This is a genomic window from Nocardia sp. NPDC058114, from assembly GCF_042884695.1.
GTDB lineage: Bacteria > Actinomycetota > Actinomycetes > Mycobacteriales > Mycobacteriaceae > Nocardia.
In genome coordinates, this window is the sequence record NZ_JBHVTK010000001.1 from 864,326 (window position 1) to 880,422 (window position 16,097).

12 protein-coding genes are annotated in these 16,097 nt (G+C 68.8%); 8 read left to right on the forward strand and 4 right to left on the reverse strand.

Features of this window, described 5'->3' with window-relative positions; genetic code table 11:
- Positions 1–40: 40 nt before the first annotated feature.
- Positions 41–460, reverse strand: a complete 420-nt coding sequence (locus tag ACFVVI_RS03930) for an acyl-CoA thioesterase (RefSeq protein WP_387443027.1) — start codon at positions 458–460, stop codon at positions 41–43.
- 461 nt (positions 461–921) lie between these two features.
- Here ACFVVI_RS03930 and ACFVVI_RS03935 point away from each other — a divergent pair, with 461 nt between their 5' ends.
- On the forward strand, positions 922–2,808 hold the full coding sequence (locus tag ACFVVI_RS03935) for a thiamine pyrophosphate-binding protein (protein ID WP_387443029.1): 1,887 nt from the start codon (positions 922–924) through the stop codon (positions 2,806–2,808).
- 144 nt (positions 2,809–2,952) lie between these two features.
- Positions 2,953–3,774: an alpha/beta hydrolase gene (locus ACFVVI_RS03940; RefSeq protein ID WP_387443031.1), complete on the forward strand. Its 822-nt coding sequence runs from the start codon at positions 2,953–2,955 to the stop codon at positions 3,772–3,774.
- Between the two features lie 83 nt (positions 3,775–3,857).
- On the opposite strand, the gene ACFVVI_RS03945 is transcribed toward ACFVVI_RS03940, so the two are convergent.
- Genes ACFVVI_RS03945 through ACFVVI_RS03955 form a run of 3 tightly spaced genes read right to left on the reverse strand, consistent with a single transcriptional unit; the run spans position 3,858 to position 6,690 of the window.
- Positions 3,858–4,463, reverse strand: a complete 606-nt coding sequence (locus ACFVVI_RS03945; RefSeq protein WP_378995351.1) for a response regulator — start codon at positions 4,461–4,463, stop codon at positions 3,858–3,860.
- Positions 4,463–5,632: a sensor histidine kinase gene (locus tag ACFVVI_RS03950; RefSeq protein ID WP_378995306.1), complete on the reverse strand. Its 1,170-nt coding sequence runs from the start codon at positions 5,630–5,632 to the stop codon at positions 4,463–4,465. The genes ACFVVI_RS03945 and ACFVVI_RS03950 overlap by 1 nt, the downstream gene beginning before the upstream one ends.
- Positions 5,629–6,690 (reverse strand): hypothetical protein, encoded by a 1,062-nt coding sequence (locus tag ACFVVI_RS03955; protein ID WP_378995304.1) that lies wholly within the window; start codon positions 6,688–6,690, stop codon positions 5,629–5,631. The genes ACFVVI_RS03950 and ACFVVI_RS03955 overlap by 4 nt, the downstream gene beginning before the upstream one ends.
- Before the next feature lie 451 nt (positions 6,691–7,141).
- Between ACFVVI_RS03955 and dpgA the strand changes: the two genes are divergently transcribed.
- The 6 genes from dpgA to ACFVVI_RS03985 are packed head-to-tail and all read left to right on the forward strand — an operon-like array spanning position 7,142 to position 16,092.
- A complete protein-coding gene (gene dpgA / locus ACFVVI_RS03960) occupies positions 7,142–8,287 on the forward strand; it encodes a 3,5-dihydroxyphenylacetyl-CoA synthase DpgA (RefSeq protein WP_387443034.1) in 1,146 nt (381 codons plus the stop codon).
- A 48-nt stretch (positions 8,288–8,335) separates the two neighbouring features.
- Positions 8,336–9,007: an enoyl-CoA-hydratase DpgB gene (gene dpgB / locus ACFVVI_RS03965; protein ID WP_378995349.1), complete on the forward strand. Its 672-nt coding sequence runs from the start codon at positions 8,336–8,338 to the stop codon at positions 9,005–9,007.
- Positions 9,004–10,320, forward strand: coding sequence for a (3,5-dihydroxyphenyl)acetyl-CoA 1,2-dioxygenase DpgC (gene dpgC / locus ACFVVI_RS03970; RefSeq protein ID WP_387443036.1), 1,317 nt, complete (start codon positions 9,004–9,006; stop codon positions 10,318–10,320). The genes dpgB and dpgC overlap by 4 nt, the downstream gene beginning before the upstream one ends.
- Complete coding sequence (gene dpgD, locus ACFVVI_RS03975) at positions 10,317–11,129, forward strand: enoyl-CoA-hydratase DpgD (RefSeq protein WP_378995298.1); 813 nt, start codon at positions 10,317–10,319, stop codon at positions 11,127–11,129. The genes dpgC and dpgD overlap by 4 nt, the downstream gene beginning before the upstream one ends.
- Positions 11,130–11,161: 32 nt before the next feature.
- Positions 11,162–12,208: a ketoacyl-ACP synthase III family protein gene (locus tag ACFVVI_RS03980; protein WP_387443038.1), complete on the forward strand. Its 1,047-nt coding sequence runs from the start codon at positions 11,162–11,164 to the stop codon at positions 12,206–12,208.
- A 47-nt stretch (positions 12,209–12,255) separates the two neighbouring features.
- Positions 12,256–16,092 carry a type I polyketide synthase gene (locus ACFVVI_RS03985; RefSeq protein ID WP_387443041.1) on the forward strand — a complete coding sequence of 1,279 codons (3,837 nt, stop codon included), beginning with the start codon at positions 12,256–12,258 and terminating at the stop codon, positions 16,090–16,092.
- Positions 16,093–16,097 lie beyond the last annotated feature (5 nt).

Consider the following 16,097-nt stretch of genomic DNA (forward strand, 5'->3'; position numbering starts at 1 on the left):
GGTCCGTGCTGGAGGGTGCCTGCCGCGCCGTGTGTGGTTGCTAGAGGCCGAGCAGTTCGGGATTCTCGGCGAGCTCGCGGAAATGTTCGGCCGGGTTCGCGACGAGCCGGCGGGCTGTCAGATCCATCGCGCCCGCCACGACGGTGATCTCCGCGGCGACGGTTCCGTCGAGCTTGATGATCTGGTGGTGGAAGCGGAAGACCTTCTCGCCTTGCTTCCAGTCGAACACGCAAGTCACGGTGACCTCGTCGCCACCGCGCAGTTCGCGCTTGTACTTGATGGTCGACTCGAGCACCACCGCACCGACGCCGCTGGCGATGAACTTGTCCTGCGGGATGCCCGCCGCGCGCAGCAGCTCCCACCGGGCGTGCTCGCCGTACTGGTGATAGACGGCGTGATTGAGATGGCCCTGGGTGTCGAGCTCGTAGCCGCGGACGAGGACCGGTACGGAGAACGTCATACGGTGTATAACCGGCGGCTCGCGCGTGCTTGTTCCCGGTGTGTGTGCAATCTCGGACACATTCCGAGCGGTCCGGTATGGCCGCCGTGGCCTTACGCCCATCGCGATCGTCGCCGCGCCGGCCGGAAATTTCACGACGCGCGCGGGCTCTACCAGGTTGTTCGATCGGATTCGCGCTTGCCATTGACGGCGCCCCCGCGCTGGGTCATCATTGAGCCAGCGGGCATTCGCGTGCTCAAAATGGTTGTGAGACAACGAAGTTCCGGCCAGGTTGGGCTTTCTACGGCGCTTACGCCGGTGACCCCCGCTTCTCGGCCCCTCGCAGCGCACTCTCGACGACCCCATCAGCCCGGCCTTTCGGTCAGGGCTTTTTTGCTGCCCGAACGGGGCGAAATGGGCATCGCCAGGCTGCGACCGGCACCGAGAACATCTCCCGATCTCGACCGTATGACAGGACTGCAATGAGTTCACCCAAACTAGGGCGCGATGTCATCTTCGACTACATTCGCGACGCCGGCATCGAGTACATCTTCGGTGTTCCCGGCACCCAGGAAATCCCGCTGATCGACGCCACCACCATTCCGGAGAACGGTGTCGAGTACATCCCGACCCTGCACGAGAACATCGCGATGGGCGCCGCGATGGGTTATGCCCGCGCGTCGGGCAAGCCCGGCGTCGCACTGGTCCACATCACCCCTGGCGCCGCCAATATCGTCGGAAACCTTTTCGACGCGTACACCTCGAATATCCCGGTCCTCGTCCTGTGCGGCCAGCAGCACAGCGATCTGCTGATCCAGGAGCCGCTGCTGGGATCGGATCTGGTCCGAACCGCGGGCCAGTACACGAAGTGGGCACACGAGATCCGCAGCGCGGACGAGATTCCGCTCGTCATGCAGCGTGCGTTCAAAGAATTGTTCACGCCGCCGTTCCGGCCCGTGTTCGTCTCGGTGCCGTGGGATTTCCTGATCGAGCAGCCGACCTTGCAGGAACCGGCCCGCTCCACTCGGATCGCGCACGCGGTGACCGGCGACGAGGCCGGGATCGCTGCGGCCGTCGAGACTCTCGCCAACGCGAACAATCCGGTGCTGCTGGTCGGCGACGGCGTCGGAGAGGCCGGCGCGTGGCCGGAGATCGAAGGTCTCGCGAACCTGCTCGGCGCGGCCGTGTACTCGGAGTTCCAGGCGAGCCGGATGAACTATCCGAACGACCTGCCGCACTGGCAGGGTGAACTGGCACCCATCCAAGACGGCATCCACATGCAGTTGCGCGGCTACGACACCATCTTCCTGATCGGGGTGAACTCGCACGCCCAGATCTCGATCTTCCGGTGGGACAAGGGCCCGATCCTGCCCGCGGACCTGGTTCAGGTGGCGCTGCACAATGATTCGTGGCAGATCGGCAAGAACTACTTCACCGAGGTCGGTGTCCTCGGTGACATCAAGAAGACGCTGCCGCCGATCATTTCCGGTATCGCCGCGAGCCCGCACTTCGACCTCGCGTCGGCGCAAGCGCGCAATGCGAACATTCTGCGGCTCGGCGCGCAACGCGACGCCGCGTTCTCGGCCGACGCCGACCAATTCCAGTTGCTCGATTCGGCGGCGGTTGCCGAACTCGAGACCGTCGACTCGGTGGTTTCGGAAGAATCGAAGACCGCTGTCGTCGACGCCCCTGTGCCGATTCCCGGTCAGCAGGTGGCGTTCGCGCTGGCGGAAGTGCAGAAGACGCTCGATCGGCCGATCACCGTACTCAACGAAGCGTTCTCGATCGCCAGCAGCTTGCAGAAGGTGGTTCAGTACGATTCGCCGGACGCCTACTTCTGCACCTCGGGTGGTTCGCTGGGATTCTCGTTGCCCGCGTCGATCGGATTCTCCCTCGCCGTGCGGGAGGAGCGCTACATCGTCAATGTCATCGGCGACGGTTCGGCGCTGTTCCACACCAATTCCTGGTGGACCAGCGCCAAATTCGATCTGCCGGTGCTGTACATCGTCGTCAACGACGCGCAGTATTCGTCGCTGGTGATCGGGCTCGGGCTGATCGAACGCGTCTACGGCTGGCGGCCGACCAATCCGGCGACCTATCTGAGCCTGGGCGAACCCGAGCAGGATTTCGTCGACATCGCCAAGACCTTCGGCATCGACGGAAAGGTGGTCGACGACGGCCGCAAGCTGCAGCGCGCGATCGAACGCGGATTCCGGGCCGTCGCGGACGGCAAGCCCTATGTCCTCGATATTCGCACCACCCCTGCCCTGCCCCCGGCGCTGCCGCCCGCGATGGATGTCCTGCTGGCCGAAAGGTCGAGTGCCGACGCGGAATACGTAGAGAAGCTGCGCGATATCGGCCCTCCGTGATCCCCGGGGTCAGCTGATTGTGCTGCCGAGTGGACGGCGACCGTGACATTTGCCATCGGTCGCCGTCCACATCGGTATCTACCTGCCATCGGAGCGGACTGCGATTCTCAGTCGAGAGACCGACGCCTACGAGAATGGAACGCTATGCACAAGCTTGTCCGGCTCCGAAATGTCATGACAGTGCTGGCCGCGACCGCGGTGTTCGCGACCGCCGCGTGCGGCAGCGACACCGAATCGGCCGACGCGCCGGCGCCCACTACGACCGCCGCTGCCGCCGTGGCGAAGCCGACCATCGTGCTGGTGCACGGCTCGTTCTCCGACAGTTCCAGCTGGGACACGGTCGCGGGCAAACTACGGGCGCAGGGCTACCAGGTGGTCCAGCCGGAGAATCCGTTGCGTGGACCGAGTTCGGACGCGGCCGCCGTCACCTCGGCGATCGCGAATGTCACCGGGCCGGTCGTGCTGGTCGGGCATTCCTACGGCGGTGCCGTGATCAGCAATATGCACCGTCCGGAGGTCAAGTCCGCGGTGTTCATCGCGGGCTTCGCCCCGGCGAAAGGCGAACCGGTACAAGCGCTCTCGGATCCCGCGAAGTACCCGGGCAGCAAGATCGGCCCGGCGTTGCAGATCAAGCCCACCGACACCGGAGCCGAGGTCACGCTGAAACCCGAACAGTTCGGTGAGGTCTTCGCTCAGGACGTCAGCGCCGATGTCGCGGCGCAGCTCGCCGCGCGTCAGCGGCCTACCTCCGCGGCCGCGCAGGCCGAGCCGAGCGGGGACCCGTCGTGGGCGTCGACTCCGTCGTGGTACCTGATCTCGACCGAGGATCAGATCCTGCCGCCCGCGGCGCAGCGCTTCCAGGCCGATCGCGCGAAAGCTCAGGTCAGTGAGGTGAAGTCCTCGCACGCGTCGCCGGTGTCACATCCGGACGAGGTGGTCGCGACCATCACCGCGGCCGCCCGCTGAACCAGCGAAGCGCCGAAACCCGACGGCACTGTGCCGTCGGGTTTTCCGGCGTCCCGGCCAGGTGCTGTCGCGACCGGTCGAGCTCACAGCCAGCCGGCATTGCGGGCGATGCGGATCGCGTCGATGCGGTTGCGCCCACCGATCTTGGTGATCGCGTTCGACAAGTAGTTGCGCACCGTCGCCGGTGACAGGAACAGCGTGGTGGCGATCTCGTCGGTGCTGATCCCGGTCTCGGCCGCCCGGATCACATCGGCCTCACGGGTGGTGAGCGGACTGGTACCGGTCTCGAGGGCCGCGGCGACCAGGTCGGTGTCGATCACCCGCTCGCCGGCGACAACCTTGCGGATACTGTCGGCCAGTGTCTGCGCCGGTGCGTCCTTGACGACGAAACCGCGCACCTGCGCGTGCAGGGCGCGCAGCAGATAGCCCGGCTGACTGAGTCCGGTCAGGATCAGCACCTGGGTTTCGGGGACCTGTTCGTGAATGAGCTTGGCGACGCTGAGTCCGTCCAGGCCCGGCATGTCGATGTCGAGCAACGCGACATCCGGGCGCGTGCGCAGGATCTCGTCGATGACATGGTCGCCACGGTCCAGTTCCGATACCACGTCCATGTCTTCCTCGCGGGACAGCAGCGCCACCAGCGCGCCCCGGATCATGTGCATGTCCTCGGCGACGAGCACGCGAATCATCATGTCCCCCCTGGGATCTCGACGCGCAAGTGAAACAGGCCGTCCTTGCTGTGTCGCGCCGACACGGTACCCGACAACGCCGCCGTCCGCTCCGCCAGTCCGGACAGGCCGTTCCCGGAACCCGGCTTGCGGTGCGCCCCGTCGTTGACGATCTCCAAGAACAGCGTGCCGTCCCGCCGACCGGCTTCGATCCAGCACGTGCGGGCGGTGCTGTGCCGCAGCACATTGGTGATGCCTTCGCGAGTGGCCCACGCGAACGCGTCGTCGACCTCGGGCGCCAGCGGCGGAAGATCGATGTGATGGTGGGTGTCGATCCCGGCGGCCGAGAGCAGGGCGGTGGCCCCGGCGGCTTCCGTGCGCAGGGAGATGGTGTGCTCGCCGAGGGTGACCCGTCGCATCGCCTGCAGGGTCTCGCGGGCGAGTGCGGCGATGCCGTCGATTTCCGATCGTGCCGCGCCCGGATCGCTGGGCAGCAAGGCCGCGGCCAGGTCGCCCTTGAGCGAGACGGCCGACAGGCTCTGCCCGAGGAGATCGTGCAGGTCGCGCGAGACCCGAAGGCGTTCTCGGCCCGCGGCCTGCTCGGCGAGATCGGTGCGGGTGCGTTCGAGTTGGGCCACGGCGCGGACCAGCAGGGCCACGCCGACGAGGCACCCGGCGATGGCGGTGAACACGACCACCACCTCGATGGCGGCCGCCACCGGGTGTCGCGACGCGATGCGGTCGGCGGCGAACAGCGTGCCGACCGCGGTGACGGCGATCGGGGCCGCGCAGAGGAGTACGCGCGGCAGGCCGCGTACGAGCAGTGCGGCCGAGGCGACGAAGAACACCTGGCTGATGCCCCACGCCGTCGGTGACCAGACCATCGGTAGGTACACGAGACCACTCAGCAGCGTGAAGGTCATGGGCCAGCCCCGCGGGCGAGGGTCGTCGGCGCTACCGGGCTCGCGGTCCGCGCCGACCGTGCCGAAGGCGTGGTACAGGTGCACGGCGACCACGGCGACCGCCAGTATCCACCACAGCGAGGCCGGGCCTGCCTGCTCGGTTCCGGCGAAGGTCGCCCGTGCGGGCGCCAGCGCACCGGTAGCGCAGGTGGTCCCGACCAGGAGGAACCGCGCGGTCTGCGCGGTCGCCAGCCAGGGGCCGAGGAGCGGGCGCGACACCTCGGTCATCCGAGTTCCCCTGCCGTGGTGGCGGTTCTGGGCTCGATGGCGCAGTCGAGCTGCCAGCGACCCCCCACCTGGCGAACAGTGATCAGCACCGGTTCGGTCGGCCCGTCGCGCAGGAGCCGCGCCAGGAGGTGGCGCAGTTCGGCGCGCAGTGGTTCCTCGTACTGTGCCGGTGGTCCTTCGGCGGGCAGGTCGATGCGGGCAACCACGCCCGCTGCGGCGAGAAGTGTTGTAGTGGAAGCGAGCTCACGGCGAAAGTCGGTCTGCTGGACACTGCGGATCAGTTGCCGCGCCTGGGCGAGGCCGCTACGCGAGGTGGCGACGAGCTCGCCGAGTTCGGCGCGCGCCGACACATGGTCGCTCCGCGCGGCGGAACTCGCCGCGCGATCGGCGGACTCGGTGATCGCCACCAGTGCGGTATGGACGGTTCGGGTGACCGTGCGGTCGATTCGCAGTCGTTCGCGGGCGACGGCCTGTTCGGCGAGCGCCGCACCGGCACTGCGTAGCCGGCGCAACGCGACGACCATCCAGACCAGCGTGTAGACCGCGACCACCCGCATCGCGGTCGTGACCAGCAACCAGATCGCCTCCTGCTCGGTCGCGCCGAGCAATGCCGCCGACGGCGCGACGGCGGCGATCAGCACCACCGCGATCGGCAGGGCGAGCACGGGTCGCAGCGTCAGCGCGACGACCACCGCCACGATGTGCACGGTGTTCAGCCACGCGACACCGAGGACCGGCGCCGCCCCGACCACCAGCACGGCCAGCAGCGCCGAGGTGATGGGCGCTGCCGGTGGGACGGCGTCGCGGACAGCGAAGGCGAGGTGGCGGAGGTAGAGCGACAGGCTCACCGCGAGCAGAGCGGCGGTCACGGCGAGGTCGGGTCGATGCCCGGTGTCGGTGGTGACGGTCGCGATCAGCGTCAGGGTGCCGAGCGCGAGCGCGGCCACGACAGTGCCCGCCGCGGCGATGTCCACGGCGTCGCGGGGAATCCGCGCCGACAGCCCACGCAGCACGCCGAGGGCGGCGCCGGTCCGATCGGGCCGGGTCGCGTTCGACAAGGGCGCACGTTCCAGTATCACCGCTACCACCCCATGACTGTTCCGCGAGCCGCGACCGCCCGCCAGAAACCAATGTAGACGTTCACCGATGACATTCGTCATCGACGAATGTCCACATCTATCTCTAGCCGTGGTTCGAGAACGTGCGGGATTGTGGGAATCGGCCATGCATCGGGGCGGCGGTCACCTGGTAACGAATTCATCCCCCAAGAAATTGGGGCCTGGTGAAATCCATTGGGCGACAGTAGGTTTGGGCTGAACATCGGGTCGCGGGGGCATAGATACCGGGACCGGGACCTTGCGGGGGCAGGTTCGGGCGATCGCCGCCACACCACGCGCACATCACCGTCGATGCGTGCTTCAAGCACTGTTGTTTCTCGCTCGACTGCAACTGCGGTAGGCCGTCATTCGCGGCTTTGCGGTGTCTATCGCACAAGATTGGACCTCGATCATGACAACCATCGAGCATCTGTTCGCGCGACGCGTGCACGGCGCCGATCGCGACACCGAATCCGGCACCACATCGACGACACCGCGCCTGCTCGGGGTGGCGTCGGCGAATCCGCCCACGCGGTACAGCCAGCGCGAGCTGGTCGATCTGCTGGCCATCGACGACCCGAAGATCCGCGGTGTCTTCCTCAACGGCGGGATCGAGCACCGCTATCTCACCCTGCCGCCGGTCGACGACGCGGGACAGTTCCGGTCCGAGTCGCAAGGTGACCTGCTGCGCAAGCATCGACGGCACGGCGTGGACACCGGTGCGGCGGCGATTCGGCGATGCCTGGCCGAGATCGGCAGACAGCCGCGGGACGTGGATTACCTGGTGGCGGTGACGACAACCGGATTTCTCACCCCGGGGTTCAGCGCCCTGCTGATCAACGAGCTCGGTCTCGCGCCGAGCACCGGGCGCCTCGACGTCGTCGGGATGGGGTGCAACGCGGGGCTCAACGGCCTGACCGCGGTGGCCTCCTGGTCGGCCGCCAACCCGGGCAGGCTGGCGGTCCTCGCCTGCTCCGAAGCATGTTCGGCGGCTTACGTGTTCGACGGAACGATGCGGACCGCCGTGGTGAACAGCCTGTTCGGCGACGGCGCCGCCGCCCTCGCGATCAGCACCGGCGAATCCTACGTAGGCGCCGGCACGGACACGCGATCCGGTGCGCCACAACTGATCGGGCGCGCCAGCTACATGATCACGCGGGCGGTGGACGCGATGCGCTACGACTGGGACGACGATGCCGGCAAGTTCAGCTTCTATCTCGACAAAGAGGTTCCCTACGAGGTCGGCGCCCACGTCGAGCGGGTCGTCGACGAACTACTCGGCGACGCCGGGCTCCGGCGCAAGGACATCGCCCAGTGGATCGTGCACTCCGGCGGCAAGAAGGTGATCGACGCGGTGAAGATCAACCTCGGTCTGACCACGCACGACCTGCGCCACACCGTGAGCGTCATGCGCGATTTCGGGAATCTGTCCAGCGGATCGTTTCTGTTCTCCTATGAGCGGCTGCTGGCCGAGGGGCGCGTGGCGCCCGGCGACTACTGCGTCCTCATGACGATGGGTCCGGGATCGCAGATCGAGACCGCGCTGCTGCGGTTCTGAGCGCCGAAGGGCGAAAACCATCCTGTGGAAAGGCAATTCGTGACTGAGATGATCACCACCGAAGTGGCAGCCGACGGTGCGCTCGCACCGGAACTGACCGCGAGCGTGCTCGCGGCAGCGGTGCGGGCCGAGGACGCGTCGGCGGCCGGGGGAGAGTGCGCGGTGGTCCTGCGCATCGGCGGTGCGGCACCGGGTGCGCGATTCGCCTGGCCGGGCCCGGTCAGCGTCGGCGACGTGAACAAATGGGAAGGCGCGCTGCGCCGCCTCGAACAGGTCCCCGCGCCGGTCATCGCCCTCGTCGACGGCGACGCGTACGGGCCCGCCGCGGAGCTCCTGCTCGTGGCCGACTACCGGATCATGGCGGCGGGCACGGTCTTCGAGCTGGCGGCGAGTGACGGCGGGGTGTGGCCCGCGATGGCGGTCTACCGGCTGGCCGGTCAGGCCGGCGGTGGTCCGGCCCGGGAATTGGCGGTACTCGGCCGGGCGCTGTCGGCCGAGCGGGCCAGAGACTGTGGCCTGGTGGACGCCGTGATCGAACCCGGCGCCGATGCCGATTCGATCGCCGCGGGCGCCGCGCTGTTCGGCGCGGTCTCGGGAATCGAGATCGCGATCCGGCGCAGGTTGCTGCTCGACGCGCCGAGCACCCGGTTCGAAGACGCGCTCGGCGCGCATCTGGCCGCCTCGGACCGCGCGCTGCGACGTGAACGGGCGGCATCGTGACCATCGTCATCACCCCGCGCACGATCGTGGGTCAGCTCGACTACGACATGGCCGAATTGCGCGCTGCGGCAACCGAACACGCGGCCTTGCTGGAGTCGCTCGGACCGGTTCCCGACCGGGACGAGACGGCGGCCGCCGCGGCCGCGGCCGCGCACCACGTGCTGCGCCGCCTGCGTCGGCAGTTCCTGCGACGGCACCTCGCTGTCGTCTACGGGACGGCCACCGATGACCTGCGGCGAGGTCTTCGGCTGAGCGCGCTCGCCGCGGCCGTGACTGTGCTGTATCCCGGCCTGCTCCCGAGCACCGCGCAGGTGCACGCCGACGCCGCGGTGGCGCAGCCGGCGAAAGAGGGCTGGGAGATCGATCAGGGCATCTTCTTCCAGGCCGTGTTCGCGGACCCGGTCCTCGGCAATCACCTGCTCGACGCGATGCGCGCGCCCACCGAGGCCGCCCTCGACCTGCTCGCCGACTTCCGCGCCACCGGCTCGATCGCACTGCCTGCCGCGCGCCTCGAGCGCAGCGGCAGCACCTCGACGATCACGATCACCAACACCGAGTGCCTCAACGCCGAGGACAACCAGCACGTCGCCGATATGGAAACCGCGGTCGACCTGGTACTGCTCGACCCCGAGACCCGGGTCGGCGTGGTCCGCGGCGGCGTGATGGACCATCCGCGCTATCGCGGTCGCCGAGTCTTCAGCGCGGGCATCAATCTCGCCCACCTGCACCAGGGCAAGATCTCCTTCCTCGACTTCCTGCTCGGTCGCGAGACCGGCTACATCGCGAAGATCCTGCGCGGACACACCGAGGACGCGGCGCGCTGGCCCGCCGTCCCGGTCACCAAACCCTGGGTCGCGGCCGTCGATTCGTTCGCGATCGGGGGCGGGGCACAGCTGCTCATGGTCTTCGATCGGGTCATCGCGGCGACCGACAGCTACGTCAGCCTGCCCGCCGCGCAGGAGGGCATCATCCCGGGCGTCGCGAACCTGCGCCTGGGGCGATCGGCGAACTTCCGGCTCTCGCGGGAGGTGATCCTGTGGGGCCGCAAGATCTGGGCGACCGAACCGGACGCGCGGTCGCTGATCGACACCGTCGCCGAACCGGCCGACATGGACCTCGAAATCGGCAAGGCCGCAGCCAGACTCGCCTCGCCCGCCGTGGTCGCCAACAAGCACATGCTGGTCGTCGCCGAGGAACCACAGGACGTGTTCCGCCGCTATCTGGCGGAATTCGCGCTGCACCAGGCGTTGCGACTGTACTCCCCGGACGTCATGGCCAAGACCGAGCGGTTCGACCGCAAGGCGCCGCGATGACCACCGTGGCGCCGTCGAGCACCGTCGAGTACCGCAAACACGGCCATCTCGCGACCGTGGAACTCAACCGGCCGCGGGTGCTCAACGCGATGAATCGCGCCATGCACGCCGAGCTGGCCGAGATCTGGGACGACATCGAAGCCGACGACGACATCTGGGCCGTCGTGCTGAGTGGGGCGGGGCGGCGGGCGTTCTCGGTCGGGCAGGACCTGACGGAACTGGCCGAGCGGATCGGCGACGGCGCCCCGACCCGGTCCTCGTTCGGCAGCGCGGGAAAGCCGGGGTATCCGCGGCTGACCGAACGCTTCTCCTTCGCGAAACCGATCATCGCGAAGGTGTCCGGGTACGCGCTCGGCGGTGGGTTCGAGCTCGCGCTCGCCTGCGACATCGTGATCGCGTCGACCGACGCCCGATTCGGGCTCCCCGAGGCGAAACTGGGGCTGATCCCGGGCGCGGGCGGGGTCTTCCGGCTGCCCCGGCAGGTGCCCTACCGCGTCGCGATGGGACATCTGCTGACCGGCCGCCCGATGTCGGCCACCCGGGCCTACGAGCTCGGGGTGGTCAACGAGGTGGTCGACGAATCGGAACTGGACGCGTGCGCCGACCGCTGGGCCGCCGACGTGCTCGCCTGCGCGCCCCTGTCGATTCGCGCGATCAAGGAATCCGCCGCGCTCTCGGCGAATCTGCCACTGCCCGCCGCCTTCGAGGCCGACTACCCGTGGGAGCGCGTCCGCGCGGACTCGTCCGACGCGACCGAGGGCCCGCTGGCCTTCGCCGAGAAACGTCTACCGCACTGGACCGGGCGGTAGGACCAGACCGACTCGATTGCTTGAGGATCTTCATGCGAACACCCGATACCTACATAGCCGCCCTCGGCTCGTTCCTCCCCTCGACCGTCACCACCGAACAGGCTGTCGCACAGGGCTTGTACTCCGCCGAGACCGCGGAGATCCACGAGCTCGGCGGCGCGGCGGTGGCCGGTCCGATCCCCGCCCCGGAGATGGCGTTGCGCGCCGCGGAAGTCGCGGTGAAACGGTCCGGTCTGGCCGCCGACGAATTCGATCTGCTGCTGTACGCCAGCACCTGGCTGCAAGGCCCGGAGGGCTGGCTGCCGCATCCCTACCTGCAACGTCATCTCGTCGGGCCGATCCCGGCGTTGGAGATCCGGCAGGGTTGCAACGGCATGTTCGCCGGCCTGTCGATGGCATTCGACTACCTGCGCGCCGATCCCGACCGGCGTACCGCGCTGTTGGTGGCGGCCGACAATTTCGGCACCCCGCTGATGGACCGGTGGCAGATGTCGGCGCTGTTCGTCGCCGGTGACGCCGCCTCCGCGGTGGTGCTGAGCAAGACCGACGGCTTCGCCCAGCTGATGTCGGTGTGCCACACCTCGATTCCCGAAGCCGAGGAGATCCACCGGGCCAGTGAACCGATGTTCCCGCCCGGTGTCTCGCTCGGGAAGTCGCCTGACTTCTTCGCCCGGCTGCAGGAAATCACCGCCAAAGTGGCCGCAGCGCCCGATTCGCCCTTGGGTGCGGCCTTGGCGCGGGTGCGCGAGCAGATCCCGGTGGTGGTCGGCCAGGCGCTGGCCGACGCGGGCATCGAGCTCGGCGACATCGCCCGCGTCGCGTTCCTGAACTGTTCGCGCGAGGCCACCGAACAGCGGTGCATGGTGCCGCTCGGTTTGCCCATGGAGATGTCGACCTGGGAATTCGGGCGCGATATCGGCCACTGCTCGGCCAGCGACCAGATCCTGTCGTTCGAGCATCTGATCACCACGGGTCAACTCGGGCCCGGTCAGTACATGCTGCTGTTCGGCTCGGCGCCCGGCGTGCTGCTGTCGGCCGCGGTCATCAAGGTTCTGCGTGATCCGGGGTGGATCGCGTGACCGTCCATCCCGATCCCACGTCCGTCGCATCCAGGAACGAGAACGCTATGTCCCACCCAGTCTCCGGCAACGCCTCCCACACCCCGGTCGATCCGGTGGCGGTGATCGGCATCGGCTGTCGCTTCCCCGGCGGCGTCGGTTCCCCCGCCGACTTCTGGCAACTGCTCTCGGCCGGGCGCGACACCTATGGCGAGATACCGCCGGAGCGCTGGTCGCGATATCGGCACCGCACACCACAATTCGCGACCGCCATCCAGAACACCGTGACCCGAGGCAGCTTCCTCGACGAGATCGAGCGCTTCGACGCGGAATTCTTCGGCATCTCCCCGCGTGAGGCCTCGCTGATGGACCCGCAGCAGCGGTTGCTGCTCGAGGTCACCTGGGATGCGCTCGAGCAGGCCGGGATCGCGCCGCGAGAACTCGCGGGCAGCGAGACCGGTGTGTTCGTCGGCGTCTGCACGGGTGACTACGGTGCGCTGATGCTGGAGGACCTGGCGAGCATCGAGGCGTGGACCGGCATCGGCGCGGCGACCTGCGCTGTCGCCAACCGGTTGTCGCACTCGTTCGATCTGCGCGGACCGAGCATCGCGGTGGACACGGCATGCTCGGCCTCGCTGGTGGCGCTGCACCTGGCCGCCCAGAGCCTGCGCAACGGTGACTGTGATCTGGCGATCGTGGGTGGGGTGAACCTGATCGTCACCCCCGGCCAGACGATCACCCTCGACGCGGCGGGCGCGCTCGCCCCCGACGGCCGCAGCAAGGCCTTCGACGCCTCGGCCGACGGCTACGGCCGTGGCGAGGGCTGCGGCGTCGTGGTGCTGCGCCGCCTGGACAGCGCGCAGCGCGCGGGCGAGGAGGTGCTCGCGCTCATCCGGGGCAGTTCGGTGAATCAGGACGGCCGGACCAACGGGATCATGGCGCCGTCGGGCGAAGCACAGGCCCACGTCATGGCGCGGGCCTGCCGCAACGCCGGAATCGACCCGGCCACAGTCGATTTCGTCGAAGCGCACGGCACCGGCACCAGATTGGGCGACCCGATGGAAGCCGAGGCGCTCGCCTCGGTGTACGGATCGGTGCGTCCGGTCGGCGACCCCTGCCTGATCGGGTCGGTGAAATCGAACATCGGCCACCTCGAGGGGGCCGCGGGCGTGGCCAGTGTGATCAAGACGGTGCTGGCGTTGCGGCACGCCGAGATCCCGCGCACGCCGCTGTCGACCGAGCTCAATCCGGAGATCCCCTGGGACACTTCGGGTATTCGGCTCGCCACCGAGCACACCGCGTGGTCCGAGGGCAGCAGTCCGCGGCGCGCGGGCGTCTCGGGCTTCGGCTACGGCGGCACCGTCGCGCACCTGGTGCTGGAGGAAGCGCCCGCCGCGCCCGTGCCACCGGTCGCGCCGCCGCGGACCGAGCTCGACGGGCTCCGGCTGTTTCCGCTCTCGGCGGCCTCCGATGTCGCCCTGCGCGCGTACGCGGATCGGCTCGCGGAGTGGGTCAGCGATCGGGCGGGCGCGGTGTCGCTCGACGCCGTCGGCCGCACCCTGTCCCATCACCGGTCGCGACTGAACCACAACGCGGCCGTGGTGGCCCGCGACGAGCACGAGTTGATCGCACGACTGCGGGAACTGGCCGCCGCACGGCCGGACCCCGGCGTCGTGACGGGAACCGTGGCCGCCGAATTCGGTAAGGGCCTGGTGTGGGTCTTCTCCGGACACGGTTCACAGTGGCGCGGAATGGGACGCGAGCTGCTCGCCGTGCCCGAGTTCGCGGCGGTGGTCGACGAGGTGGAGCCGATCTTCCTGGCCGAGATCGGCTTCTCGCCGCGACAGGTACTGATCGACGACGAGATCGACGGCGTCGACCGGATCCAGACCATGATCTTCGTGATGCAGACGGGTCTGGCCGCGATGTGGCGAGCGTACGGGGTGACCCCGGACGCCATCATCGGCCACTCCGTCGGTGAGATCGCGGCCGCCGTGGCCAGCGGGGCGCTGCGGCTCGCCGACGGTGCCCGGCTGATCTGCCGGCGTTCGATCCTGCTGCGCCGGGTCGCGGGCAACGGCGCGATGGCGATGGTGACGATGCCGTTGCGGGATGCCGACGAAAAGCTCGGCGGCAGAACAGATCTGGTGGCCGCGATCGCGTCGTCGACAGTGTCGAGTGTGCTCTCCGGTGACCCGAGCGCGATCGAGGAGGTGCTCGCGCAGTGGCCCGACGACGGGATCGGGGTGCGCCGCGTCGCCTCCGATGTGGCGTTCCACAGTCCGCACATGGACCCGCTGCTCGCCGAGCTCGCGGCGGCGGGCGCCGACCTGGACTATCGCCCGCATTCGGTGCGCATGTACTCGACCGCGCTGCTCGACGCGCGTGCCGAACCGGCGGCCGACGCCGAGTACTGGGTCGCGAACCTGCGAAATCCCGTGCGGCTGGCGGGCGCCGTCGAGGCCGCGCTGGCCGACGGATTCCGCGACTTCCTCGAGATCTCGCCGCACCCGGTCGTCGCCCACTCGATTCGGGAAACGCTCGGCGAGAGCGGAATCGACGACGCGTTCGTCGGCACGACCCTGCGTCGCGACGTGCCGGAGCAGCAGGCCTTCTTGGCCGCGCTCGGCACCGTGCACTGCCGGGGACTGCTCGTCGACCTGGACCGCCTGCAGCCACCCGCGGCGCAGGCGGATCTGCCCGGCTACGCGTGGCAGGGACGTCGGCTGTGGCACGCCCCCTCGGTGGCCGGTCGGGTCCCCGGCCAGGGGCACGCCGCGACCTCGCACACGTTGCTCGGCACCCCGAGCACCGTCGCGGGCAGCGATCTGCGGATCTGGAACACGGTGCTGGTGGACGAGAACCGCCCCTATCCGGGTAGCCACGCGCTCAACGGCGCCGAGATCGTCCCCGCCGCCGTGCTGGTCGAGACCTTCCGGCAGGCCGGTGTGCTCGGTGACGCCGCGATCGAGCTCGCCGGGGTGGCGATGCGCCATCCCCTGCTGACCGACGGTGAGCGTGAGGTGCAGGTCGTGCACGATCCGGATCGTGGGCTGCTGCGGATCGCTTCACGGACACCGGGTGAGGACCCCGAGCAGGAAGTCGCCTGGCTGATCCACGCCGAGGCATCCTCGGTGCCGGTCGCAGCCGGGGTGCCGCTGCCCACGGCCCTGGACGACCCGGCGGCGCGCCGGATGTTCCCGGTCGAACCGGGCGTGGTCCACCAGCGACTGGCCGCGGTCGGGGTGCCCGAAACCGGGTTCGAGTGGCGTGTCGAGGAATTGCTCTTCGGCGCCGACGTGGTGCGCGCGCGAGTGCGCGTCGCGGCAGGCGGCAGCGCCACCTGGGCACCGGTACTCGATGCGGTGATGTCGATCGCGCCCGCCGCGTTCGGCGGCGAACCGGTCCTGCGGATGGTGGTCCAGATCGATGACGTGCGCTGTGCCGGTGAGCCGGCCGACGAGGTGATCATCGAGGTGGCCCTGGATCCGAAGCGCACCGATGTCGTGGACGGGCTGGTCGCGTCGACGGACGGCACGGTGATCGCCCGGGTCAGCGGAATGGAGTATCCGGTCATCGACCGTCCGGTCGAGGACGATTCAGCGGCAGGCTCGGCGCTGTCCGGTCCGGTGCTGTCGCTGGAGAACCTGACCACCGAGCAGGTGCGGGAGCTGATCGCGGCGGAGGTGTCGGGCACGATCGCCGCCGAGATGCGCTTGCCCGATCCGTCGGATCTGAATCCGCGCCGTCCGCTGCTGGAACAGGGACTCGATTCGGTGATGACGGTGACCATTCGCAAGAAGCTCGAGAAGCGGTTCGGCCACAAGTTGCAGGCCACCGTCTTCTGGCAGCAGCCGACCGTTGTCGCGATCGCCGATCATCTGACGGAGATGCTGACGGCGTAGATCAG

Bases quoted from the DNA above. Each gene is read 5' to 3' on its own strand.
- ACFVVI_RS03930 (WP_387443027.1), bottom strand. From the start codon at position 460: ATGACGTTCTCCGTACCGGTCCTCGTCCGCGGCTACGAGCTCGACACC.
- ACFVVI_RS03935 (WP_387443029.1), top strand. From the start codon at position 922: ATGAGTTCACCCAAACTAGGGCGCGATGTCATCTTCGACTACATTCGC.
- ACFVVI_RS03940 (WP_387443031.1), top strand. From the start codon at position 2,953: ATGCACAAGCTTGTCCGGCTCCGAAATGTCATGACAGTGCTGGCCGCG.
- ACFVVI_RS03945 (WP_378995351.1), bottom strand. From the start codon at position 4,463: ATGATTCGCGTGCTCGTCGCCGAGGACATGCACATGATCCGGGGCGCG.
- ACFVVI_RS03950 (WP_378995306.1), bottom strand. From the start codon at position 5,632: ATGACCGAGGTGTCGCGCCCGCTCCTCGGCCCCTGGCTGGCGACCGCG.
- dpgA (WP_387443034.1), top strand. From the start codon at position 7,142: ATGACAACCATCGAGCATCTGTTCGCGCGACGCGTGCACGGCGCCGAT.
- dpgB (WP_378995349.1), top strand. From the start codon at position 8,336: ATGATCACCACCGAAGTGGCAGCCGACGGTGCGCTCGCACCGGAACTG.
- dpgD (WP_378995298.1), top strand. From the start codon at position 10,317: ATGACCACCGTGGCGCCGTCGAGCACCGTCGAGTACCGCAAACACGGC.
- ACFVVI_RS03980 (WP_387443038.1), top strand. From the start codon at position 11,162: ATGCGAACACCCGATACCTACATAGCCGCCCTCGGCTCGTTCCTCCCC.
- ACFVVI_RS03985 (WP_387443041.1), top strand. From the start codon at position 12,256: ATGTCCCACCCAGTCTCCGGCAACGCCTCCCACACCCCGGTCGATCCG.